This window comes from Mycobacterium sp. AT1 (genome assembly GCF_002043095.1).
In the GTDB taxonomy this organism is placed as follows: domain Bacteria; phylum Actinomycetota; class Actinomycetes; order Mycobacteriales; family Mycobacteriaceae; genus Mycobacterium.
The window spans coordinates 36,866-60,838 of the sequence record NZ_MVOC01000015.1 but is presented as its reverse complement, the minus strand read 5'-3'; the positions used below and the strand labels follow the sequence as shown (position 1 = coordinate 60,838).

Annotated in this window: 17 protein-coding genes; 14 read left to right on the top strand and 3 right to left on the bottom strand. The window is 68.1% G+C overall.

The genetic code is table 11. The features are described from left to right. Window positions 1–41 precede the first annotated feature (41 nt). The gene (locus B1790_RS08490) at window positions 42–1,217 is read left to right on the top strand and encodes a S9 family peptidase (RefSeq protein ID WP_079922774.1); all 1,176 of its coding nucleotides are present in this window, start codon (window positions 42–44) and stop codon (window positions 1,215–1,217) included. Window positions 1,218–1,291: 74 nt separating this feature from the next. On the opposite strand, the gene B1790_RS08485 is transcribed toward B1790_RS08490, so the two are convergent. Then, window positions 1,292–2,728 (bottom strand): hypothetical protein, encoded by a 1,437-nt coding sequence (locus tag B1790_RS08485; RefSeq protein WP_079922773.1) that lies wholly within the window; start codon window positions 2,726–2,728, stop codon window positions 1,292–1,294. A gap of 425 nt (window positions 2,729–3,153) precedes the next feature. Between B1790_RS08485 and B1790_RS08480 the strand changes: the two genes are divergently transcribed. The 4 genes from B1790_RS08480 to B1790_RS08465 all read left to right on the top strand — a co-directional run bounded on the left by B1790_RS08480 (window position 3,154) and on the right by B1790_RS08465 (window position 10,802). Continuing rightward, on the top strand, window positions 3,154–5,913 hold the full coding sequence (locus B1790_RS08480; protein ID WP_158083791.1) for a LuxR family transcriptional regulator: 2,760 nt from the start codon (window positions 3,154–3,156) through the stop codon (window positions 5,911–5,913). A gap of 145 nt (window positions 5,914–6,058) precedes the next feature. Continuing rightward, the gene (locus tag B1790_RS08475) at window positions 6,059–7,762 is read left to right on the top strand and encodes an AMP-binding protein (RefSeq protein WP_079922771.1); all 1,704 of its coding nucleotides are present in this window, start codon (window positions 6,059–6,061) and stop codon (window positions 7,760–7,762) included. Window positions 7,763–7,797: 35 nt separating this feature from the next. After that, a complete protein-coding gene (locus B1790_RS08470) occupies window positions 7,798–9,393 on the top strand; it encodes an AMP-binding protein (protein ID WP_079922796.1) in 1,596 nt (531 codons plus the stop codon). 59 nt (window positions 9,394–9,452) lie between these two features. Next, the gene (locus B1790_RS08465) at window positions 9,453–10,802 is read left to right on the top strand and encodes an FAD-dependent oxidoreductase (protein WP_079922770.1); all 1,350 of its coding nucleotides are present in this window, start codon (window positions 9,453–9,455) and stop codon (window positions 10,800–10,802) included. A gap of 6 nt (window positions 10,803–10,808) precedes the next feature. On the opposite strand, the gene B1790_RS08460 is transcribed toward B1790_RS08465, so the two are convergent. Continuing rightward, entirely contained in the window at window positions 10,809–11,900 is a 1,092-nt protein-coding gene (locus tag B1790_RS08460) for a substrate-binding domain-containing protein (RefSeq protein ID WP_233165015.1), read from the bottom strand. Between the two features lie 165 nt (window positions 11,901–12,065). Between B1790_RS08460 and B1790_RS08455 the strand changes: the two genes are divergently transcribed. Then, window positions 12,066–13,649 carry an ABC transporter substrate-binding protein gene (locus B1790_RS08455; RefSeq protein ID WP_079922769.1) on the top strand — a complete coding sequence of 528 codons (1,584 nt, stop codon included), beginning with the start codon at window positions 12,066–12,068 and terminating at the stop codon, window positions 13,647–13,649. Between the two features lie 14 nt (window positions 13,650–13,663). Then, complete coding sequence (locus B1790_RS08450) at window positions 13,664–15,253, top strand: alpha-amylase family glycosyl hydrolase (protein WP_158083790.1); 1,590 nt, start codon at window positions 13,664–13,666, stop codon at window positions 15,251–15,253. Window positions 15,254–15,297: 44 nt separating this feature from the next. On the opposite strand, the gene B1790_RS08445 is transcribed toward B1790_RS08450, so the two are convergent. Then, entirely contained in the window at window positions 15,298–16,029 is a 732-nt protein-coding gene (locus B1790_RS08445; protein ID WP_079922767.1) for a GntR family transcriptional regulator, read from the bottom strand. Window positions 16,030–16,179: 150 nt separating this feature from the next. On the opposite strand from B1790_RS08445, the gene B1790_RS08440 reads away from it, so the two are divergent. The 7 genes from B1790_RS08440 (at window position 16,180) to B1790_RS08410 (ending at window position 23,872) form a co-directional block, all read left to right on the top strand. Beyond that, window positions 16,180–17,694, top strand: coding sequence for an APC family permease (locus B1790_RS08440; RefSeq protein ID WP_079922766.1), 1,515 nt, complete (start codon window positions 16,180–16,182; stop codon window positions 17,692–17,694). Beyond that, window positions 17,691–19,130 (top strand): FGGY family carbohydrate kinase, encoded by a 1,440-nt coding sequence (locus B1790_RS08435; RefSeq protein WP_079922765.1) that lies wholly within the window; start codon window positions 17,691–17,693, stop codon window positions 19,128–19,130. Before B1790_RS08440 ends, B1790_RS08435 begins: the two co-directional genes overlap by 4 nt. Then, window positions 19,127–20,509, top strand: a complete 1,383-nt coding sequence (locus B1790_RS08430) for an NAD(P)/FAD-dependent oxidoreductase (protein ID WP_079922794.1) — start codon at window positions 19,127–19,129, stop codon at window positions 20,507–20,509. Before B1790_RS08435 ends, B1790_RS08430 begins: the two co-directional genes overlap by 4 nt. Then, window positions 20,506–21,741, top strand: a complete 1,236-nt coding sequence (locus B1790_RS08425) for an NAD(P)/FAD-dependent oxidoreductase (RefSeq protein ID WP_079922764.1) — start codon at window positions 20,506–20,508, stop codon at window positions 21,739–21,741. Before B1790_RS08430 ends, B1790_RS08425 begins: the two co-directional genes overlap by 4 nt. A 14-nt stretch (window positions 21,742–21,755) precedes the next feature. Further along, complete coding sequence (locus B1790_RS08420; RefSeq protein ID WP_079922763.1) at window positions 21,756–22,049, top strand: putative quinol monooxygenase; 294 nt, start codon at window positions 21,756–21,758, stop codon at window positions 22,047–22,049. Between the two features lie 111 nt (window positions 22,050–22,160). Beyond that, window positions 22,161–22,862: a Crp/Fnr family transcriptional regulator gene (locus B1790_RS08415; RefSeq protein ID WP_056557765.1), complete on the top strand. Its 702-nt coding sequence runs from the start codon at window positions 22,161–22,163 to the stop codon at window positions 22,860–22,862. A 98-nt stretch (window positions 22,863–22,960) separates the two neighbouring features. Beyond that, window positions 22,961–23,872: an alpha/beta fold hydrolase gene (locus tag B1790_RS08410; RefSeq protein WP_079922762.1), complete on the top strand. Its 912-nt coding sequence runs from the start codon at window positions 22,961–22,963 to the stop codon at window positions 23,870–23,872. Window positions 23,873–23,973: the final 101 nt, after the last annotated feature.

Sequence of the window (23,973 nt, the reverse complement as noted above, 5' to 3'; positions counted from 1 at the left end):
CGTCGTCGACGTCGGCGGTCCAGCACGACACGATCGACGACATGACCGAACACCCCACCCCTCGCGATCAGGCCGCGACGCTCGAGACGCTGCGGGCGGCCGGGTTCGTGGGAGACGGGGGAGCCGATCTCGGCGAGATGCTCGCCACGGCCGCGGACATCCCCGACGGTGACGACGCCGCCTGGCGGACGACATGGAGCATGACGGCGCAGCGGACGGCGCGGGACGGTCAATCCTCGCTCGACCTCGGTGACGTCGTCAGCGCGCGGGAGGCGTTCCTGCGGGCGTCGAACTACTTTCGTCTTGCCGAGTTCTTCTGCGGGGTCGACCCTGGCGACGACCTCGACGCGATGAGCCTCGCGCGCTGCTCGCGCGGGTACTTCGAGCGCGCCGCGGGGATGACGGACGCGCGGTTCACCACCGTGCGCATCCCGTACGAGGGTGGCACCATGCCTGGGTACCTGTTCCTCGTCGACGATGGCGGGAAGCCGCGGCCAACGGTGATCTACACCAACGGTTTTGGTGCGTCATGCGAAGAGGGTTACCTCGTCGTCGGGGCGGCTGCGTTGCGGCGTGGCTACAACTTCCTGGCCTATGACGGGCCAGGACAGGGCGCGATGCTGCGCGAGCAGAAGGTGACGATGCGCCCCGATTGGGAGAACGTGCTCGGTCCCGTCGTCGACTATGCCTCGGGAGTTCCCGAGGTCGACGCCGACGCGATCGTGCACTTCGGCCATGGCCTTGGCGGCTATCTCGTCGCGCGGTACGCCGCGCACGGCGGCCGGGCGGCCGCCATCGTCTGCAACGACGGCATGACGACGTTCTACGCGTCGTCCCCGCCGATTCCGGAACCGATCCTCAGTCTCGTCGAAGACGAGCGCGACGACGAGGCGGTCGCGCTGCTCGACGTCCTGACCAAGGAGAGTGCGAGGGCTCGCCGGGACCTGCGGACCGGTAGGTGGGCATTCGGAGGCGCGACCTCGGTGGACTACGTCAGAACTTCTGCCGAGTACACGTTGACCACCGACGACATCCGCCACATCACCAGCCCCACCCTTGTCCTCGAAAACATCGGCGACGCGTCACGCGCCGGGCAGGCGGCCAGTTTCGCCCGTGCGATGACCGCGCCCGTCACGTACGTGGTGATGCGCGACGCCGACGATGCGTTGCACCAGAAGGTCTTCGACTTCCTGGCGACGACACTTCGGGCCGGCTAGGCGGACCCATCGCCGAATAGGAGTCCCCGTCAGCACCGTGCTGGCGAGGACCCCTCTTCGAAGCGGTGGTGGGCCTAGGCGGCGCTGCCCTTCGCTGCGCCCTTCGATTCGCTGCCCGACGCGGCGCCCGCGCCCTTCTCCGCGCCGCCGGCCGTGGCCGACGTCGACCCCGCGGCCGGTGTTCCGTCCTTCTCGGTCGTCGAGGTGTTCGAGCCGTTCGACTTCGGCGCGTCAGCGCCGGCCGTCGTCCCCGGCTCGACCTTGTTGCCGGTCTTCACGTCCGGTGCCGAGCTCGTCGGCTTGGTGGGCGAGGACGTCTTTTCCGGAGTCTCGGCCGGGGTCTTGGTCGACGTGTCGGTCTCCGTCTTGGATGGCGTGTTCGTCGTCGAATCGGTTGGTGCGCTCGTTGATTCGCTGCCGTCCTTGGTGCTGGCGGGGGTGCTCGCGGTCTTGTCGGTGACGGCAGGCTTGTCGGCGGAGGTCGCCGGCGCGCTCGCGGCGGGCGTGGTGGTGTCGGTCGTCTTGTCGGCCGAGGCAGCCGGGGCGGTGCCCAGGGTGATGGTGGCCGCGGCCGCCGTGGGCAGGCTGGCGATGGTGGCGGTCGGGGCGGGCGGCTTGATCGCCTGGGTGATCATCTTGAGCACCTGCTGCAGGGAGTACAGCGGGCCGCCGGTGGTGACGACGAGGTTGCCGCTTGCGTCGACCGTGATCTCCGAGGAACTGAGGAGTCCGCCCGCCTTGACGACGAGTCCCGACCCGTCCGGGAAGCCGGCCAGCGGTCCGAGGTTGGGCCCATAGCCGCCGTTGAGAATGCCGTCGGCGATGGTGGCCGGCGCGGTGAAGACTGCGTTTGCCACCGCTCCAAGGTCACCGGTGCCCACGGCGTTGATGACGTTCTGCACGGCGGCGGCCGCGGCCGCTGGAGCGCTGATCAACGGCGCGATGAAACCGCTGACGGCCAGCAGTGTGAGTTGCGGGTCACGGGTGAACGCGTTGACCACGTTGACCAGGTTGGTCAACGGTTGGGTGAGCACCGTTTGCAGTACGGGCAACAGTCCGGTGGCGGGGGCGATCACGTTGAGGGGGACTCCGAGCAGGGTGTTCACGGCGCCCTCGACGTTGCCCGCGGCGAGCTGGGTGACGGCCGTGGTCAGCGCCGCCGGCACCTGCGTTACCGCGGCGGCGATTCCGCCACCAGTGGTCGACAGCCCGTTGAGGAGCGTGGCGGCGCTGCTGACCTGGTTCTGCAGGATCTGGTTGAGCAGCTGGCCAGGGACAGTGTTTTGGATGAGCGTGTTCGTGTTGGCGAGCGCGGTCTGGAACACCTGGGCGTAGACCTCGAGCGGATTGGCCAGCGCGGCGAGGTCGACCTCGGCGGCGTGAATCGACGGGAGGCTGACGTCGGGCAGGTGGATCTCGGGCATGGGGGTGACGGCGGCGGCGGCGATGACACTCGCTCCGACCAACGCGACTCCGGCCGCGAAGTGGGGGCGACGGACGGCAGCTTGCATGGGAACTCCTTGACTGGATGTGAGCTCCGACACAGCGGAACCTACTTGCGAGTAACATCACGAACGGGGATGACTCAACCACGCGGGCGGTCGCGGGCACATCGCTCGAACTGATGATCTTGACACCGCCGCCGGCTGCGTTTGCCCAGCTCATCGACGAATCCGGGTTCCGGCACGTGGCGGCCGGTATGTCCGGCGCGGGCGTCGTCGCCCGTCGGGTCGCCGTCCCGCAAGTCACCCGCTCCTGGCCCTCGAACCGGTACTCCCGACCTCGGCGGAACCCCCGCGGACGCCACGTCGTCGTCAATATCATCCAAACGAGTGAGGAGGCGCCGCGTCCGGTGCCCGCGCCGCGGAAATTTTTGCCGGCATTCGGTGTTCTGCAATGCGGGCCTAGTGGAGGCCGGTGGACGGGACGGAACGACATGGCTCAGACGGTGCTCAGGGGCCGCAGCGACGCGATGTCTCGCGCGCTGACCGCACTGCGCCGGGCCAGCAGCACCGGTCAGGGCGCTCTCATCGTCATTAGCGGAGAACCGGGCATCGGCAAGTCGGCCGTCATGCGCGAGATCGTCGAACAAGCGTCCAGGTCGGGATTCGCGGTCGGCAGCGGCAAGGCCGAACAGGGGGATCAGATCGCTCCGGGTGCGCCGCTGTTGGTGGCTCTGCGGTCGGGGCGCCAGCCGCTTCTGCCCGGCGAGGCGTTCTCCAGCCTTGCTCCGCTGTACGACAAGCCGCTGTGGCTGGTCGACCGGATCAGCTCGCTGCTCGATGAAATCGCGTTGAACGCGCCGGTCTTGATAGCCGTCGACGACGTGCAGTGGGCTGATCGGTTGACGAGGTTCGCGCTGCGCGTGCTGCCCTCTCGGCTGGCGGGGTCACCGGTGGTGTGGGTGCTCACCAGCCGGTGGGCGCCGACCGGACCCGTTCAGGAGGTCATCGCGGGCACCGACGACGTCACGGCGATCACGCGCATCTCGCTGGGGCCGTTGGGCCCCGGCGACATCGAGAGCCTGGCATCGGATCGATTGGGCGCGGAGCCGTCGGATCACGTCAAGAAGCTCCTGAATGGCGTTGGCGGCAACCCGTTTTGGGCGGTTCAGGTGCTCGACGGGTTGGCGCGGCGCCGCGAGCGCGGCCAAGGGGTCGGCGATCTGGCCGCCGAACTCTCGACGGGCGTGCGCGAGCGGATGGGTGAGCTGTCGGAGCAGGCCGCGGCCCTGGTACGGCTCACGGCGGTATGGGGACGGTCCCTCGCCGCCTCCGACGCCGGCCGGCTGTTGGGGAACCTTTCGGAGGGTCAGGTCGGCTCGCTCGTCAGGGAGGGCGTCGACGACGGGCTGCTCGGCACCGCCGACGACGACGTGTTCCTCCCCCATGACCTGGTCGGTGACGCGGTGTACGCCGACATCGCACCCGTTGATCGCCGTGCGCTGCACCGCGCCTGCGCCCGCTATCTCATCGGAGAGGGGCGGCCGGCTCTCGCCGCGGCGACCCACTATCGCGCCAGCGCCGTGCAGAACGACGAAGAAGCCATTCTCGCGCTGGAGCGGGCGGCCAGCGAATGCCTGGTGTCGATGCCTGGGCAGGCCGCCGAGCTGGCGCAGCAGGCGTTCGCGCTGACTTCGCCCTCGCATCCGCTGTGGCTGGTCACCGGCATTCGTACCGTCGAGACGCTGGTCAACGTCGGGCGCGAGGGGCAGGCGCTGACCATCGCCGATCGGCTGGTCGACGTCGCCGCGGAGCCGGATGCCCTCGCGAGGATCGAGATCCAGGCGTGTCGCGCGCTGTGGTGTCTCGGTGACTGCGTCCAGATGGAGCGACGCGCCGGTGCGGCGTTGGCCCGAGCCGGCATCTCGGTGACGCTGCGGGCGCAGCTGTCCGCGGCGCGGGCGCTGGCCGCGTCCCGAACGGAGTCGGCGCTGCAGGCGGAGTCCATGGCCAATGCCGCACTCGCAGAGGGGCGCCGGGTGGGCGACGAGTACTCCCAGCGCCTCGCGGTGATCGCGTTGATCGAGGCGGCTCGCAACGAGGGTCGACACCGCCTGGCGCTGGATCGCTTCGCCGACCTGCGACGGCTGTCGGATACCGCCTACGAGGCGGAGGAGATTCGTACCCTCCAGCACTTGGACGCCTACGACGACGCCGAAGCCCTGCTGGCGAAGATTCGCGAGGCTCACGAGGACGTCGACAAGCTGCTTCCCTCAATGCTTTACGCCCAGATGTGGCAGGACCACAACCTCGCCAGGTTCGACGCCGCTGAGGCGGGTGCGCGCACCCTGTTGAGGCTCGCCGACGAAACCGAGAACCGCGGCTACCGGCTCAACGCGCGGATGGTGCTCGCCGCCGTCGCGAGCTACCGGGGTGAAATCAACAGGGCGACAGAACTTCTGGTGCCAGTCGACGACGACTGTCGGTTGTCCGACGGGGACCGGTCTCCGCGGGCGCGACTGATGCGCGGCTGGGTGAAGGCAAGTGCCGGCGACGTGGCGGGCGCGATGGCGGTTCTGGGCCCACTCCTGGAACGTGCGGAGGACGTCCGCGACCCGTGGCCGTGGACGCCGCCCTGGATGCGCATCCTCGCCGACATCGGCCTCTCCGCGGGCGATCGGGAGTTGGCGGGCGTGGCGTCTCGCCTCGCGGACGCCGTGGCGCTGCGAAACCCCGGGGTTCCGAGTTTGGACGGCGTCGCGCTACACGTCCGCGGCCTACTGGCGGACGATCCCGAGGTGCTCGCCGGCGCAGTCGGTGCGCTGCGGGAGTCGCCGCGGCCGATGTTGTTGGCCGATTCCCTCAAGGACTTCGGATCGGCCCTGCTGCGCCGCGGGAGATCCGCCGACGCCGTCGACGCCCTCGTCGAGGCCGCCGAGATCTATCGGCGGGTCGGCGCCACCGCGGCCAGCCGGACGATATCGAATCTGCTTCGTAGCCAAGGGATCAGGGGTAGTCGGGTGAGTCAGCCTGCGCCCCGTCCGAATACCGGATGGGCGTCGTTGACGCCGACCGAGCTGCGGGTGGTGGAGTTGATCAGCACCGGGTACACCAACCGCAGCGCCGCTGAGGCGCTGAGCGTGTCGACGAACACGGTGAACACCCACCTGCGGGCGGTGTTCCGCAAGCTCGGCGTGAAGTCGCGGGTTCAGCTGACCATCGCCTGGCGCAGTCGCTCAGTCGACGAGGTGTAAGTCCTTCGGCGCATTCGCGCGGTGACCGCCACGCGGTCGGTGCGGTAGTCGCGATCGCCACCATGGCACCCGTCGCCACCACTAGCGTGGGAATGGCCGATCGATTCGGGCCTCGTCGGCACGGGCCCCAGAAGGGAGAAGCCCCATGTCCGGCGCTGCGCATCGTGCATACCGCGAGGCTCGCGACCTGTTGCTCGAGCGCTACGGCGACCACGACGGCGCGTGCGCCCAGTTCACGTGGCCCGACCTCGGAGAGTCGTTCAACTGGGCGGTCGACTGGTTCGACGTGATCGCTCGCGGGAACCGCGACACCGCGCTGTGGATCGTGGAGGAGGACGGCTCCGAGGCGAAGTATCGCTTCGACGAGATGGCTCACCGCTCCGATCAGGTGGGGAGATGGCTGGAATCGCTCGGGATCGGCAGGGGTGACCCGGTGCTTCTGATGCTGGGCAACCAGGTCGAGTTGTGGGAGTCGATGCTGGCGGTGATGAAGATCGGCGCAATCCTGATGCCGACCACCACCGCGGCAGGCACGGCCGACCTGGCCGACCGCATCGGCCGGGGACATGCGAAGGCCGTCATCGCCAATGCCGCCGACGTCGCGAAGTTCGCCGACGTCCCTGGCGAGTTCCTGCGCATCTGCGTCGACGGAGGTGTCGGGTGGCTGGACTACCGGGAGGCGTATGCCGTCGACCGTCCGGCTGCGTTCACGACGACGACGGCGGCGTCCGACCCGCTCCTGTGGTACTTCACCTCCGGTACCACCAGCAAGCCAAAGTTGGTGCAGCACAATCAGGTGTCGTATCCACTCGGGCATCTGACAACGATGTACTTCCTCGGGCTCCGGCCGGGGGACCTGCACCTGAACATCAGCTCACCGGGCTGGGCCAAGCATGCCTGGAGTTGCTTCTTCGCGCCGTGGATCGCCGAGGCGACGATCTTCGTCTACAACTACTCGCGGTTCGACGCGGTCGGTCTCCTGAACCAGCTGCGTCGCGCCGAAGTGACCACGTTCTGTGCGCCACCGACCGTGTGGCGGATGTTGATCCAGGCCGACCTCACCGGTGGCGCTGGCTCGTTTCGGGAGGCGATCGGCGCGGGCGAGCCGCTCAATCCGGAGGTCATCGGTCACGTACGGCGGGGGTGGGGACTGACCATCCGCGACGGCTTTGGCCAGACCGAAACCACTGCACTGGTTGGTAATACGGCCGGTGCTCCGCTCAAGGCGGGATCGATGGGTCGGCCGCTTCCCGGTGTGCCCGTCGTGATCGTCGACCCGCTCACCGGCGAGCTCGCCGACGAGGGCGAGATCTGCCTCGACCTGGCTGCCGGGCCGGTGAATCTGATGACGGGCTACGTCGACGACGTCCAGAAGAACCTCGCCGTCACCGCTGGCGGTTACTACCACACCGGCGACGTCGCCAGCCGTGACGCGGACGGGCACATCACCTACGTCGGCCGCACCGACGACGTGTTCAAGTCCTCGGACTACAAGGTCTCCCCGTTCGAACTCGAGAGCGTGCTCATCGAGCATCCCGCGGTGGCCGAGGCGGCGGTGGTGCCCGCACCGGATGCGACGCGCCTCGCGGTGCCCAAGGCCTACGTCGCCCTGGCTGCCGGGTGGGAGGCCAACGAGGACACCGCATTCCAGATCCTCCGGCACGCCCGTGAGCACCTGCCGCCCTACCTGCGGGTGCGGCGGGTCGAGTTCTACGAGCTGCCCAAGACCATCTCCGGGAAGATCCGACGCGTCGAACTTCGGGCCAGGGAGCAAGCCGCCGCGGACAGTGGGCAGCCGATCACCTCGGAGTGGCGCGACGACGCACTGACCATCGGCGTCACCTCGTGACGCCGTCGTACACCCGTGGTGAGTCCCACCCGGCGATGCTCACCGACACGATCGGTCAGGCGCTGCGCAGGACGGCGGAGACGTGGCCGGATCGTGAAGCACTGGTCGACCTCCCGGCAGGCCGCCGGTGGACGTACTCGCAACTGCGGCAGGATGTTCGGCGGTTGGCGTCGGGGTTGCTCTCGGCTGGCCTGCGTCGCGGCGACCGGGTGGGCGTCTGGTCGCCCAACCGCTGGGAGTGGACGCTGGTGCAGTTCGCCACCGCCGAGATCGGCGTCGTCCTCGTCACGGTCAACCCGGCGTACCGAGCCCACGAGATCGAGTTCGTGATAAACCAGGCGGGCCTGCGGTGGGTGTTCGCCGCGCAGCGGTTCAAGGACTCCGACTATGCGCGTCTGCTCGCGGAGGTGGCACCGTCGTGCCCCGCCCTCGAGCGGGTCGTGCTGTTCGGCACCGAGCCGTTTTCGGAACTCTTCGCCGACGACGACCGTGGGGTCGACGCCGTCGCCGCGACGCTCAATGCCGGCGACGCCGTCAACGTGCAGTACACCTCGGGTACGACGGGCCGGCCGAAGGGTGCGACGTTGTCGCACGGCAACATTCTGAACAACGGGTACTTCGTCGGCGAGCTCTTGGCCTACACCGAAGCCGATCGGGTCTGCATACCCGTGCCGTTCTACCACTGCTTCGGAATGGTGATGGGCAATCTCGCGTGCCTCACCCACGGCGCGGCGATGGTGATCCCCGCCCCGAGTTTCGACCCCGAGGCGACGCTGGCGGCCGTCGACGCCGAGTCCTGTACGAGCCTCTACGGGGTGCCGACGATGTTCATCGCCGAACTTGCCCTCGAGAACTTCGACTCGTTCGACCTGTCGTCGCTGCGGACCGGGATCATGGCAGGCTCGCCGTGTCCCGAACACGTGATGCGGCAGGTCGTCTCGAGGATGCACATGGACCAGGTGTCGATCTGCTACGGCATGACCGAGACGTCACCGGTGTCTACCCAGACGCGTACCGACGACCCGATCGAACGTCGTGTCGGCACCGTCGGCAGAGTGGGGCCGCATCTCGAGATCAAGATCGTCGACGCGTCCGGTGACGCGGTCGAGCGCGGTGAGATTGGCGAGCTGTGCACCCGCGGTTACAGCGTGATGTTGGGATACTGGGACGAGCCGGAGAAGACCGCCGAGGTCGTCGACGCCGACGGCTGGATGCATACCGGGGACCTGGCGATCATGGACGACGCCGGCTACGTGCAGATCACCGGACGCAGCAAGGACATGGTGATCCGTGGCGGGGAGAACGTCTACCCGCGCGAGGTGGAGGAGTTCCTCTACACCCACCCCGACGTGCTGGACGCCCAGGTGATCGGTGTGCCCGACGAGAAGTACGGGGAAGAACTGATGGCGTGGGTCGTCCTTCGGGACGGTGCGCCCGAGTTGTCCGCAGACGACGTGCGGGCCTTCGCCGCGGACAAGCTTGCGCGCCAGAAGATTCCGCGATACGTGCGTAGCATCGAGCAGTTCCCGATGACCGTCACGGGGAAGGTGCGCAAGGTGGAACTGCGCGAGATGGCCGTCGACTTGCTCGCCCCGACGGAATCTCGACGTGACGGGGATCTCGGGACGTAGGTCTGACACGCCCCGCATTCATATTTAGGCTTGGCTTACCTAAATGTGAAAGGTGGGTCATGAGGCGTATTCGAGTCGCGGTCATCGGCGCCGGACCGGCGGGCATCTACGCCGCGGACACCCTGGTGAACGACTACCCGGGCGCGCAGGTGGACGTGTTCGACCGGCTCCCGGCCCCGTACGGCCTGGTGCGCTACGGCGTCGCCCCGGATCATCCGCGCATCAAGGAGATCATCAAGGCCCTGCGCCGAGTGCTCTCCCGCGACGGCATCCGCTTCCTCGGAAACGTCCACTACGGAACCGACGTCAAGCTGTCGGATCTGCGGCACTTCTACGACGCAGTCATCTTCTCCACCGGTGCGCGCGCCGATCGAGAGCTGGAGATCCCAGGCGTCGACCTGCCCGGCAGTTACGGCGCTGCGGACTTCGTGTCCTGGTACGACGGTCATCCCGACGTTCCGCGGGATTGGCCGTTGACGGCGAAGAACGTCGCCGTCCTCGGGGCGGGCAACGTCGCGCTCGACATCGCCAGGGTGCTCGCGAAGCCCGCCGACGAGCAGCTGACGACTGAGATCCCCGGCAACGTGTACCGCGGTCTTGCCCTCAACCAGGCCACCGACGTCCACGTGTTCGCCCGCCGTGGTCCGGCCCAGATCAAGTTCACCCCAATGGAATTCCGCGAGCTGTCGCATTCGCCGAGCGTCGACGTGATCGTGCATCCCGAGGGTTTCGAGATCGACGAGGCCAGCCAGGCCGCCATCGGCAAGAGCAAGTCGACCAGGCTCGTCGTCGACACGTTGATGCGTTACATGGAGAGGGAGCCGACCGGCGCGCCGCACCGCATTCACATCCATCTTTGCCAGGCGCCGGTGGCGATTCTGGGCACGGACCGCGTCGAGGGGTTGCGGACCGAGCGCACCGAGCTGATCGGTGACGGAACCGTCCGGGGCACTGGCGAATTCGTCGACACCCCGGTGGAGGCGGTGTACCGAGCGGTGGGCTACCTGTCCTCGCATCTCGCCGACCTTCCCTTCGACCACGGCGCCGGCGTGGTGCCGCACGACAAGGGTCGGGTGCTCGACATGGACGGCGTGATGATGGAGGGCACGTATGTCACCGGGTGGATCAAGCGGGGACCGATCGGCCTCATCGGGCACACCAAGTCCGATGCCGCGGAAACCGTGACGAGCCTGCTGGCGGATCTGCCGGGCATCGCGCCCGCCGAGGTATCCGATCCCGATGCGATCCTCGCCCATCTCGCCGGCCGGGGCGTCGACTACACGACGTGGGCCGAGTGGGAGCGGCTCGACGCCCACGAGATCGCCCTCGGGGCGGAGCAGGGTCGCGAACGCGTCAAGGTCGTGCCGCGCGAGGACATGATCCTGGGTGGTCGCGCCGACACCGGCTAGGCCGGCCTAGCCGGGGCTGGCTGTAGAGGTGCGCTCGACGAATGTGGTCGGCAGCAGCACTCGCTGGGGCTTGGCCGACGTACCGTCGGTGAGCAGCTGCGCTGCCGCCCGGCCCTTCTCGACGAACGACTGGTGGACCGTCGTCAGGCCCGTGTCGGCTGCGGCAGGGACGTCGTCGAATCCGACGACCGATAGTTGTTCTGGCACAGCGATGTTCCGCCGTCGACACGCGCGGAGCACGGCCATGCCGAGCTCGTCGTTCACCGCGAGGACGGCGGTCACGTCGTGGGTGTCGAGCAGGAGCTCTGCCGCGACGTCGAACAGGGGAACGGTGAGGCCACCCGCCTCGAGCAACGGGACCGAGGACCACTTGATCCCGGCGGCGGTGAAGGCCTCCCGGTAGCCGGCCAGACGCTCCCTCGGGACGGCCTCCTGCGTCGACTTCAGCCGCGCGGCGTCGACGAATCCGCTGCGTCCGTCTGGCACCAGTCGGTCGACGATGATGCCGAACTTTCGGTGCCCCAGCGCGATGAGGTGCTCGGCCGCCTCGCGTGCGGCCGCCCTGTCGTGAATTCCGACGTAGTGCACGTCTTGGCGAAACGGAGCATCGACGATGACGGTGGGAAGGCGCCGCGCGATGGCCGTCACCACTGCGGGATGGTCGTCGGGCATCGAATAGGCGAGGAAGCGGTCGACCAGGCTGCTCCTGACGATGTGAGCGTCGCGCTGCTGTCGTGCGGCGGCATCTGCCCCGGGTGTGTGCGGTGGAAATGGCAAGAGCGACAGCGTGAGATCGGCCTGCTCGGCGATCTGTGAAATGCCCTTCAGCAGAAGGACCGCAGACGCGTCGTCGAAGACGAACGAGAGGGTCTCGGTGAACATGGCACCGATCGCACCGATGACACCGGTGCGCAGCACGCGGCCCGCGGGATCGGGCCCGTGGTAACCGAGTTCGGCTGCGACCTCCAGGACCCGCAACCGTTGACTCTCTGAGAGCTTTCCGGCTCGCCCCTGGAAGGCGTTGGACACCGTGGCAGGCGAAACGCCCGCCGCGAGCGCCACATCCTTCATCGTCACCACGGCGAGAAGGTACCCCATTCGGGCGGCACCGATTCGTCGTCTCGGGTTGACAGCGCCTACCGGGCGGCTTTTACTCTAGGTAAATCGATTTACCTCACACGCCGGAGGGTGTCGTGGTGACAGTCGCCGCGAACCGACCGTTGGGCTGGGGACGTCGAAACACTCTAGGAGAGAGTCGAACTCATGACGCCCAAGTCGATCGACCGCCCCGCGACGCGGGGGCTGACCGCCATGGCCCTGACCACGGTGCTGCTCCTGGCCGGATGCGGGGGCGGGTCGACGACCCCCAACGCCGCGCCGACCGAGAAGACGTTGGAGCTGTCGTTCCTGCAGGACCCCGGTCAGCCACCGGATCCCGACGTCTTCTACGGCACGCAGGGCCTGCTGCTGACCACCAACCTCTACGAGGGGCTCCTGACATTCGCCTCGGGGACCGCCACGCCGACCTTGGCACCTGCCCTGGCCACCACGTGGACCGAGTCGCCCGATCATCGAACCTTCACGTTCCAACTGCGCCAGGGGGTGAAGTTCCACGACGGAACACCACTGACCTCTGCGGCGATCAAGGCGTCGTTCGATCGCCGAGCCGCAGTGGACCAGGGCCCGGCGTACATGGTCAAGGAGGTGGAATCGGTTGAGACGCAGGGTGACTTCGCAGCGACCATCCAACTCAAGTCGCCAGACTCGTCGTTCCTCTACGCCCTAGCCTCACCGTATGGGCCCAAACTCACCAGTCCCACCGCACTGGCCGCCAACGCGGGTAACGACCACGGACAGACATACCTCACCACCCACGACGTCGGGACCGGGCCGTATCAGCTGACCGACGCGAAGATCGGTGACAAGTACCAACTCTCGGCCTTCGCCGACTACTGGGGCAAGAAGCCGTACTACGAGACCGTCAACGTCCCCGTGATGACCGACTCGAGCGCTCAGCAGTTGGCGTTGGAGAGCGGCACGATCGCCGCCATCCTGCACGACATCCCATCGTCGGCAGTCAACACGTACACGTCGAATCCCAAGTTCGCGACGCACATTCTGCCGACCGCAGGCGCGGACTACATGTACGTCAACCCGCACACCCCGGTCATGACGGATCCCGCGGTTCGCAAGGCCCTTCTGCAGGCCGTCAACGTCGACGAGCTGGTCACGAACGCGTATTTCAGCAGGGGCACCGCAGCCAAGCAGATCTATCCGGCGAACATCAACGATCCGCGCTACGCGCCTCAGAAGATCGCCTACGACCCCGAGGTGCTCAAGGCCGCGGTCAACGGTCTTCCCGCCAACACCCGTGCCATCGTGATCGGCTATGACTCGTCGTCTCCGGACAATCAACAGGTCGCCGCGCTCATGGGCAACCAGCTCTCGCAATCGGGCCTGACGGTGACCGAGCAGGCGTATCCCGCCTCGCAGATCTTCGGCTGGACGAGCAACCGGGACGGCGCGCCGGACATTCTGGTGAATCTCGGCTTCCCCGATGCGCCCCACCCCTACCTCTTCGAGCACATCAACTTCGACCCCGATGGTGGCGTGAACTTCTTCGGTTGTTCGTCTCCTGAGGCGACGGCGTTGATTGCCCGTGGCCGCGAAACCGGTTCGGCCGAGGACTTTTCGACAGCCGCCGAGCAGGCCCAGGCCACCGGCTGCTGGATGAATCTGGTCGACGTCGCCGACTTCATGGTCACCCAGCCGTGGCTGAAGGGCGTCGAGCAGGCGCACAACGTCGCGGTGCCGACCAGCCTGTCACTCAACGAGCTCTACCAGTGATGGGAGGCTGGTGGGTGGGAGGAACGATCTATCACGCCTACGTGCGATCGTTCCGGGACTCCGACGGCGACGGCTACGGAGACCTGCGCGGGGTGATCGAGGGCGTCGACTACCTGGACGATCTCGGAATCACCGCCCTGTGGTTGTCGCCGATCACGTCATCGCCCGATCGGGATTGGGGATACGACGTCTCCGACTACACCGACGTCCATCCCGATCTCGGCACGTTGGCCGACCTAGACGAACTCGTCGCGACGTGCGCCGAGCGCGACATCCGCGTCGTGATGGATCTGGTGCCCAATCACACCAGCGCGAGCCACCCGTGGTTCGTCGAATCACGGTCGTCGGCCACGTCGCCCTACCGGGACTACTACGTGTGGGCCGACGCGAAACCCGATGGCACGCCGCCGAACAACTGGCTCGACGACACCGGCGAGTCGGCGTGGACGTGGGATGACGGCACGTCGCAGTACTACCTGCACAACTTCCTCGATGCGCAGCCCGACCTCAACTGGTGGAATCCGAAGGTGCACGAGGAGTTCGATCTGATCGTCGACTTCTGGCTGGCCCGCGGAGTGGCCGGGTTCCGGATCGACGTCGCCAATGGGCTGTACCACGACCGCCTGCTGCGCGACAATCCCGAACACCCAAGGGCGCACATCGGCGATACCGAGATCCAGGGTCGCCACGGCGTGCAGCACGTCTACAACTTCAACCAACCCGAGGTCCACGACGTCTACCGGCATTGGCGGGCAAGGGCAGAACAACGCGAGGATCCGCCGCTCCTGATGGGGGAGACCTGGGTGTCGCGAGTCGACGAACTCGCTCCGTACTACGGCGAGAATGACGAACTCCAACTGGCACTGAACTTTCCGTTCATCTTCGCGCCCTTCGAGCCGCAGGCCCTCGCGCGCGTGGTGGCCGATTCCTACGCGACGACGCCGGCGGGCACGTGCATGGTGTGGGCGGCGTCCAACCACGACCTGTCTCGGGCGGCGACGCGTTGGGCGGCAGGCGACCAGCGACGAGCACGCCTGGCACAAGCGGTGATTGCGCTGCTGCCCGGGGCCTACGTCCTCTACTACGGAGACGAGCTTGGCATGGGCGACAGCGACATCCCGGCGGAGTTGCACCGGGATCCGCTCACGGCCGGGTGCTTGAACGGGCAGTGGCCGCGCGACAACGCACGTGCCCCCATGCGTTGGGACGCCACCGAATCGGGTGGCTTCTCCAGCGGCTCCCCGTGGCTGCCCCTGCACCCCGACGCGGAGCAGAACGTCGAAGACCAGTCCAAGGACCCGACCTCGATGCTGGCCCTGGTGCGCACCCTCGTCGCGGTCCGTCGTCAGTACCTGTCGGATCCGACGGCCGGCTACCGCGAACTCGAGGTGACGCAACGACTCTGGGCGTTCGGCAGCGGTCCTCTGACGGTGACCGCGAACTTCTCCGACGAGCCCGTCGGCCTCGAACCGATGGGCGAGGTGATCGTCTCCAGTGCCGCCGTCACCGGGCCCGCGGCGGCCGGAGTGCTCGGGCCGTGGGAAGCCGTGGCCGTCGTGGGTCGACAAGGGGTTCTTCACCGTGGGGCCTATGCACGGAAGTGACGCCGTATCCGTACATAGGGCCCACAGTCCGCGAGCGGATACTGCTAGGAGAGGTCCACCGACACCTCGAAGGACGCGCGGTCGGCGCGGTAGACGTCGCGGGCGAACTCAACCCGTCGGTCGCCCGCGCCGAACGTCGTCCTGGTCAGCAGGGTGCCCGCCGAGCCGGGCCGGACGTTGAGCTGTGCACTCGAGGAATCGTCGAGGACGATCGACTCCAGCACGGCCGTCGAGCGGCTGAGTTCGATGCCATACCGGTCTCGCAGCGTCGCCCAGAGGGACCCCTCGTCGGCGAGGTCGAGGATGCCCGGGGTCAGGTCGGCGGGTAGGAACGTCGTCTCGAGCGCGAAGGGAACGTCGTCGACGGTGCGCAGGCGATGAAACACGTGCACCGCCGCACCGTCGTCGAGTTCGAGGGCCAGCCGCACCGACGGGGTCGGCTCCTGATGTTCGGCCCACAGCAGTTTTGCCGCCGGGTGGCGGCCCAGTCGGGACACCTCCTCGGAGAAACTGCCGATGTGGAACCGCACGCGGGGCTCGGCGACGAACGTGCCACGCGGTGGCCGTCGGTAGACCACGCCCTCGTTCTCCAGCAGTGACAGCGCCTGCCGCGCGGTCATCCGGCTGACCTGATGTAGTTCCGCGAGCTCGCGTTCCGACGGCAGCAGGGTATGAGGTCCGAGCTGGTCGACGAGGATTCGGTCCCGCACCTGAGCGGCGATCGCGATGTAGCGCGGAGTGGTCGAAGGCCTTCGCTCTCTCCTCGACGCCGTCATCCAAGCAGGGTATCTCCGCGGCGTTGGCCAAGTGACCGCTTGGTCTAGTCCACCGGCGTGTTAACAGTCGATTTCCGGGGTTGACGGCGCGTGGCCCCGCTCCCATACTTTGGTTCAACCGCATGGTCTATACCACCTTGGAGGAACCGCATGAGCGATCCGAAGCCAATCCCCCGAGCCGGGGGTGACGAGGCCGAGCTCGCGCAGTTCGGCTACAAGCAGTCGATGGAGCGTCACACCGGCAAGTTCGCGTCCTTCGCGGTGGCGTTCGCCTTCGTCTCCATCGCGACCGGCATCTTCACCACCTACGGAGCAGTGCTCAACTCCTCGGGTCCCGTCGGAATCTGGACGTGGCCCATCGCCGTGGTTGGCCAGCTCGCCGTGGCCTTCGTCCTGGGTACCATCGCCTCGAGGATGCCCGTGACCGGCTATGCGTACCAATGGATGTCGCGGCTGGCCAACCCGATCTTGGGCTGGATCATCGGCTGGATCTCCTTCACCTTCCTGGCCGTCGTGGTCGTCGCGGTCGACTACACGATCGCCTCGACCGTGCTTCCGGTGCTGCTGAACTACGAGGGCACGGCGGCCGTCACCTGGGGGGTCACCGCGCTGGTGCTTCTGCTGCAGGCGGTGCTGCTGGCGTTGTCCACCAAGTGGACTGAACGGGTGAACAACGGCGCGGTGTCCCTCGAGCTGGTCGGCATGGTCACGCTGACGGTGCTGCTGCTGGTGGTCGCGGCCGTCCGCGGCGACATGGACGGGGCCAATCTGTTCAGCAAGGGAGCCGTTGCGCCAGAGGGGTTCTGGAGCTTCGGCGACTGGACGTCGGCCGGCCCGTGGATGCTGGGCTTCCTGCTCGGCGCCTTCACGATCGTCGGTTTCGAGTCCGCGGCCAACCTCGCTGAGGAGACCAACGACCCGGAGCGCGTGGTGCCGCGAGCCATGTGTCAGGCCGTCATCGCCTCCGGTGTCCTGGGTTTCGTGTTCCTCGTCGCCGTGACGCTGGCCGCGGGAGACCCCGTCGCCCTCGCCGAGTCCGGAACCCCGATCGCCGACGTCATCCACGACACCCTCGGGTCGGTGGTCAGCACCCTGCTTCTCCTCATGGTCGTCATCGCCATCTTCGCGTGCGGACTGGTCATCATGATGACGGGAGTTCGCTTGACGTGGGCCATGTCTCGCGACGAGCGCTTCCCCGGCTGGCAGCAGTGGAGTCACATATCGCCGCGATTCCACACGCCGTTCAAGGCGACGGTGCTGTTCGTCCTCCTCGCCGAGCTCATCCTTGCCATCTTCTCGCAGTCCGAAGACGCCTTGTTCACCCTGTTCGGCGCCGCCACGCTGTTGCCCGCGATCATCTACGCCGCCACCGTGGTGCTGTATCTGGTCAAGCGCAAGGCCCTCCCCGTCAACGGCAAGTTCGACCTGGGCGCCTGGGAGAAGCCGATCCTGGTCGTCGCCGTGGTCTGGTTGGTCTTCGAACTCGCGCTCTTCCGCGACGCCAGCTTCAAGGACGCCTGGCTCTATGTCATCGTGATGGTCGTGATCGGTGCGGCGTACCTCGGCTATCTGCTCGCCCGCCGCGGGCGGGACGGCCTGGCCATGCCCGACCAGCACTCGATCGACGCGGTCCTCGACCACGAGGCGGGCGCACACCAGCCATGAGCCACGTGTTGGCGGTCGACCAGGGCACCTCGGGCACCAAGGCGATCGTCGTCGACGACACCGGTCGGGTGGTGTCGATCGCGGAGGTCGCGCTGCGCCCCCGGTATCTGCCGGGGGGAGGCGTCGAGCAGGACCCCGAGGCGCTCTGGGACTCGGTGGTCGACGCGGGTCGACGTGCCCTTGCCGATGCGGGGGTGCCCGTCGCCGCGGTGGCGCTGGCCAATCAGGGCGAGACCGTGCTCGCCTGGGACCGCGCGACGGGCCGGCCGCTGAGCCCGGCGATCGTCTGGCAGGACCGCCGCGCCGAGACCATCTGCGCGGACCTCGCCGCATCGGCGGCCGACGTCGCCAGGCGCACCGGCCTGGTGCTCGACCCGTACTTCTCGGCCCCGAAGATGGCGTGGATCCGAGCCAACCTGACCCGCGACGGCGTCGTCACCACGACCGACACCTGGCTGGTGCACCGGCTGTGCGGTGCCTTCGTCACCGACGTCTCGACGGCCAGCCGGTCGCTGCTGCTCGATCTGGACTCGGCGACCTGGCGGCGCGATCTGCTCGAGCTGTTCGGTCTGGCCGACGAGGCGCTGCCCGACATCGTCGACTGTGATCAGATCATCGGTGAGACAACGATTTTCGGCGGCACCCCGGTACCGGTCGCCGGCCTCGTCGTCGACCAGCAGGCCGCCCTGCTCGCCGAAGCCTGCCTGGATCCCGGCGCGGCCAAGTGCACGTACGGCACCGGTGCGTTCCTGCTCGCCCAGCTCGGCGGCAACGCCGCCAGGTCGGCGGCGGGGCTGACCACCTCGGTGGCGTGGACGCTTCGCGATCGCACCTCCTACTGTGCGGACGGACAGGTGTACACCGCGGCCTCGGCCGTCCGGTGGGCCGTCGACCTCGGTCTGATCCCGGCCGCCGATCAGCTCGACGCCGTGGCGGCGGCCGACTCCGCCGGTGTCCTCTGTGTGCCAGCGCTGGCCGGGCTGGCCGCCCCGTGGTGGGACGCCCAGGCCACCGCCTCGTTCACGGGAATGACGCTGAGCAGTGGGCGCGGGCAGCTGGTTCGGGCTCTGGCGGAGGGCATCGCCGCACAGGTCGCGTGCCTGGCCGAGCTGGTCGGCCAAGACTTGGGCCAACCGTTGACGCGGCTTCGAGTGGACGGCGGGCTGACGCGTTCGGACGTCCTGATGCAGGCCCAGGCCGACCTCGCTCGGATTCCCGTCGAGGTCTACCCGTCGGCGCACGCCACCCCGTTGGGCGCCGCGGCGTGTGCCCGGCTCGCGCTCGACCCGGCACTGAGCCCGGCCGACGTCGTCGGCACCTGGACGCCCGAGCACACCTACGAACCGCTGTGGTCCGACGACCGCGCGTCCGAGCACCTGGCCCGCTGGCGGCGTGCCGCCGCCGCGGTGCTGACATCCGGAGAGGGCGAATCCTGAACGCGCAGAATGACATCCGTGACGTCGCCGTGATCGGCGCAGGCATCGTCGGGAGTGCGATCGCCCGCGTGCTCGGCGGTACCGAGCTGACGGTGACGCTCGTCGAGGGTCGCGACGACGTGGGGGACGGCACCAGCAAGGCCAACACCGCGTTGCTGCACACCGGCTTCGACGCCACCCCGGGGACGTTGGAGTCCCGCCTGGTCGCCCGCGGCTACGACCTGCTCGGCGAGTACGCCGAGCGGGTCGGCATCCCCGTGGAACGCACCGGTGCCTTGCTGGTGGCGTGGACCGACGAGGAGCGCGACGCCCTGCCGAAGCTGAAGGACAAGGCCGAACGCAACGGCTACCACGCGTGCGAGATCGTCACGGGCGACGAGGTGTACCGGCGCGTGCCGGACCTCGGCCCCGGCGCGCTGGCGGGCCTCACCGTGCCCGGTGAGTCGATCATCTGCAGCTGGACCACGAACCTGGCGCTGGCGACGGAGGCCGTCCAGCGTGGGGTGGACCTGCGCCGTGGCGCCATGGTCACCGACGTCGTCCGGCACCACGACCACACCGTCGTCGTCACCACGACGGGAGAGGTCAAGGCGCGCTGGGTGGTCAACGCGGCGGGCCTCGGCGCAGACCAGCTCGACGGGCGGTTCGGCTATGACCGGTTCACCGTCACCCCGCGGCGCGGCGAACTCCTGGTGTTCGACAAGCTCACCCGACCGATGGTGCCGTGCATCGTGTTGGCCGTGCCCTCGTCGCGCGGCAAGGGCGTGCTCGTCAGCCCGACCATCTACGGCAACGTGATGGTGGGACCGACGTCGGAGAACCTGACCGACCGCACCGCCACCGGCACCTCGGAGGAGGGTTTCGAGTTCCTGCTTGGCAAGGGGCGCGCGCTGATGCCGACCCTGTTCGACGAGGAGGTGACCGCCGCCTACGCGGGTCTGCGGGCGGCAATCGACCGGGACGACTACCTCGTCGAGGTCGACGCGGACCAACGGTACGTGCTGGTCGGCGGCATCCGGTCGACCGGTCTGACCGCGGGAATGGCTCTGGCAGAACACCTTTTGGAACTGTTGGCCGATTCGGACCTCGACCTGACCCCACGCGGTGCGCTGCCGCCCGCGCCCCGGATGCCGAACATCGGCGAAGCCACCACCCGGCCCTACCAGGACGCCGAGCGCATTGCCGCGGACCCCGAGTACGGCCGCATCGTGTGCTTCTGTGAGCGGGTCACCGCAGGCGAGATCCGCGACGCGTTCGCCTCGACCATCCCGCCCCGCGACCTCGACGGGCTCCGTCGTCGTACCAGGGTGTTGAACGGCCGCTGTCAGGGCTTCTACTGCGGGGCCCACACCAAGTCGCTGCTCGAGGCGTCGTCGTGAGGGTCGCGGTCGCCGTCATCGGCGGTGGACCGTCGGGGCTGACCGCGGCGACAGCCCTCGCCCCGCTCGTCAACGGCGAGGTGTTGGTGCTCGAACGCGAGGCCCACACCGGTGGAATCCCCAGGCACAGCGACCATCTCGGCTACGGGATCAGGGACCTCAGGCGCTTCGTCTCCGGCCCGACCTACGCCCGCACGCTCACCGAGGCCGCGCGCGACGCCGGCGCGCGCCTGGAGACCGAGGCGATGGTCACCGGATGGGGTGGCGAGCGCACCCTCGAAATCACCTCGCCGCGCGGACGCCGCATCGTCGAGGCCGACGCCGTCGTCCTGGCCACCGGGGCCCGGGAGCGACCCCGTCCCGCCCGGCTGATCCCAGGGGACCGGCCCGACGGGATCTACACCACCGGGCAGCTGCAGAACCTCGTCCACGTTCAGCACGCGGCGGTGGGCAGCCGTGCCGTCGTCGTCGGAGCCGAACTGGTCAGCTGGTCGGCCGTGCTGACCCTGCGCGAATCCGGTTGTGCGACGATCGCAATGGTCAGCGCCCATCCCCACTCGGAGTCCTATGCGGCCTTCCGCATCCCCGGTCGCGCGCTGCTTCGGGGTCCGGTGCTTACGCGCAGCCGCGTGGTGAGCGTCGACGGCAAGGAGCGGGTGCGGTCGGTGACGGTGGAGAACCTCGACACCGGCGCGCGGTCGACGATCGAGTGCGACACCGTCGTCATGACCGGCGACTGGATTCCCGACCACGAGCTCGCCCGCACCGCCGGTCTGGCAATGGACTCCGCGACCCGCGGGCCCCTCGTCGACGCCAGCCTGCGGACCAGCAGGCCAGGGGTGTTCGCGGTGGGAAACCTGGTGCACCCGGTCGACACCGCCGACGCCGCCGCCCTCGACGGCCGCCACGTCGCGCCCCGGGTTCGGGACTGGCTCGTCGGCGGCCGGGCGGCAGCTGCGGGCGTCCGGGTTCGGGCCAGCGCGCCGTTGCGTTGGGTGACACCGCAACTCGTCGCCCCTGAAGGTGGGGCGGCGCCCCGTGGTGACCTGTTGTTCTGGGTCGACGAGTATCACCGCGCCCCGCGGCTGCGGGCGATGCAGGACGGTCGCACGATCGGGACGAGGCGGACGCCGTGGCCGGCTGCGCCGGGACGGATCTATCGGGCACCATGGTCACTGGTGTCCGATGCCGACCCGTCGGGTGGCGACGTCACCATCGAGCTCGTCCTCTAGTCAGGAGATCGTCAATGTCCGTCACCGTCATGCTCGAGCTGCGATTCAAGCCCGAATCGGTCGCCGAGGCGCGCGAGGTGTTCACCCGCGAACTCGCCAAGACCCGCGGGTTCAAGGGCGCGAACGTCATCGACGTGCTCGTCGACGAGGACGACGAGGCGCACTGGATCATCTACGAAGTCTGGGAGACCGTCGCCGACGACGAGGCCTACCGTGCGTTCCGCGCCGGTGACGGCAAGATCGTCGACCTTCCGCCGCTGCTGGCCGCTCCGCCGGTCAAGACTCGCTACGTCACCACCGACGTGTAACTCGTCGCGTCGAGTTGGCGGTTTGTGCTTTACAAACCCGATCGGCACCGCCACGCTCACAGGCATGTGCGCGCAAACCGAGAGATGCAACGCCCGTCGCCCGAGGCAGGCATGAAGTCGACGGTCGACCCCGGCAACGTCGAGGACGTCCTCGCCCGCTCCGGAATCGTCCAGGGAGTCGAGCCCGCCGCGGTCGCCGCCCTGGCCAGTCAACTACAGCCGGTCGACTTTCCGCGGGGTCACACGATCTTCGTCGAGGGCGAGCCCGGTGACCGGCTGTACATCATCGTCTCGGGCAAGGTGAAGATCGTCCGCAGCGCGCCCGACGGCCGGGAGAATCTGCTCACCATCCTCGGTCCGTCGGACATGTTCGGCGAGTTGGCGATCTTCGATCCCGGCCCGCGGACCTCCAGCGTCACCACGGTCACGCAGGTGCGTGCGGTCTCGATGGACCGCGAAGCGCTGCGGACCTGGATCTCGGGCCGCCCCGAGATCGCCGAGCAGCTGCTGCGCGTGCTGGCCCGACGCCTGCGCCGCACCAACAACAACCTCGGTGACCTCATCTTCACCGACGTGCCCGGCCGCGTCGCCAAGCAGCTCTTGCAGCTGGTGCAGCGCTTCGGAGCGCAGGAGGGCAACGCGCTGCGCGTCACCCACGACCTGACGCAGGAGGAGATCGCCCAGCTGGTCGGGGCGTCGCGCGAGACCGTGAACAAGGCGCTCGCCGACTTCAGCCAACGCGGGTGGATCCGCGTGGAGGGCAAGAGCGTCCTGATCCTCGATCCGGAGCGTCTCGCCAAGCGCGCCCGCTAACTGGAGCGTTGACGGTTTCGACTCCATCGGCCATGCTCGAAGTTACTCGTGAGTAGTGCCGAGAACCCAGAGATCGAACCGAGACGGAGAGATCGACCATGAATGACGTGAAGTTCCTCGACCTGCACGGCGAACGAGTTGCCTACCGAGACGAGGGCAGCGGCGAGGTCCTGCTCCTGATCCACGGCATGGCGGGCAGTTCCGACGCTTGGCGCGAACTGATTCCGCGCCTGTCCAAGCACTACCGCGTGGTGGCGCCCGACATGCTCGGGCACGGGCAGACGGCGAAACCCCGCGGCGACTACTCCCTCGGCGCGTTCGCCGTGTCGCTGCGCGACCTCCTCGACGAGCTGGGCATCGCCCAGGCGACCATCGTCGGCCATTCCCTCGGTGGGGGAGTGGCGATGCAGTTCCTGTATCAGCATCCCGACTACTGCGAACGACTCATCCTGATCAGCAGCGGTGGGCTCGGCACGGACGTCGGCTTCATTCTGCGGCTGCTGTCGGCACCGGGCGCGGAGTTCGTGCTGCCCGTCATCGCGCCGACGCCAGTTCTCAAGATAGGCAACAAGATCGGGTCCTGGTTCACCTCGGCGGGGATGAAGAACCCGCGAGCGAGTGAGATCTGGCGGGCCTACTCGTCGTTCTCGGATCGCCCGACGCGCGACGCCTTCTTGCGTACCCTGCGGTCCGTCGTCGACTACCGCGGCCAGGCCGTCAGCGCGATCAACCGCCTGCACGTCCGCTCCGAACTTCCGACGCTGGCCATCTGGGGCGAGGACGACCAGATCATCCCCGTCGAGCACGGCCACGCGGCCATGGCTGCCCGTCCCGGCGGTCGACTCGAGGTGCTGCCCGGCGTCGGGCACTTCGCTCACGTGGAGGCGCCGAACGAAGTCGCCGAGATCATCGACGACTTCATGCGGTCGACCAAGCACGACACGGGCATGGAGGTGCAGGTGGAGGTCGAGGCCGTTAAACCGCCGACTATTACGGATTCCGTCGAATAGGCCCCTAGTTCGCCGCAGTCGGGTTGACTTTGGTTACCGGTGGGTATTGGGTGTACATGTGTTCACCAATTGAGCGCCGCTCGCACGTCAACGGATCCCGA

Coding starts and splice junctions, on each gene's coding strand:
- B1790_RS08480 (WP_158083791.1), top strand. CDS start 3,154: ATGGCTCAGACGGTGCTCAGGGGCCGCAGCGACGCGATGTCTCGCGCG.
- B1790_RS08435 (WP_079922765.1), top strand. CDS start 17,691: ATGAGCCACGTGTTGGCGGTCGACCAGGGCACCTCGGGCACCAAGGCG.
- B1790_RS08455 (WP_079922769.1), top strand. CDS start 12,066: ATGACGCCCAAGTCGATCGACCGCCCCGCGACGCGGGGGCTGACCGCC.
- B1790_RS08440 (WP_079922766.1), top strand. CDS start 16,180: ATGAGCGATCCGAAGCCAATCCCCCGAGCCGGGGGTGACGAGGCCGAG.
- B1790_RS08485 (WP_079922773.1), bottom strand. CDS start 2,728: ATGCAAGCTGCCGTCCGTCGCCCCCACTTCGCGGCCGGAGTCGCGTTG.
- B1790_RS08465 (WP_079922770.1), top strand. CDS start 9,453: ATGAGGCGTATTCGAGTCGCGGTCATCGGCGCCGGACCGGCGGGCATC.
- B1790_RS08475 (WP_079922771.1), top strand. CDS start 6,059: ATGTCCGGCGCTGCGCATCGTGCATACCGCGAGGCTCGCGACCTGTTG.
- B1790_RS08415 (WP_056557765.1), top strand. CDS start 22,161: ATGAAGTCGACGGTCGACCCCGGCAACGTCGAGGACGTCCTCGCCCGC.
- B1790_RS08445 (WP_079922767.1), bottom strand. CDS start 16,029: ATGACGGCGTCGAGGAGAGAGCGAAGGCCTTCGACCACTCCGCGCTAC.
- B1790_RS08470 (WP_079922796.1), top strand. CDS start 7,798: ATGCTCACCGACACGATCGGTCAGGCGCTGCGCAGGACGGCGGAGACG.
- B1790_RS08420 (WP_079922763.1), top strand. CDS start 21,756: ATGTCCGTCACCGTCATGCTCGAGCTGCGATTCAAGCCCGAATCGGTC.
- B1790_RS08460 (WP_233165015.1), bottom strand. CDS start 11,900: ATGGGGTACCTTCTCGCCGTGGTGACGATGAAGGATGTGGCGCTCGCG.
- B1790_RS08490 (WP_079922774.1), top strand. CDS start 42: ATGACCGAACACCCCACCCCTCGCGATCAGGCCGCGACGCTCGAGACG.
- B1790_RS08410 (WP_079922762.1), top strand. CDS start 22,961: ATGAATGACGTGAAGTTCCTCGACCTGCACGGCGAACGAGTTGCCTAC.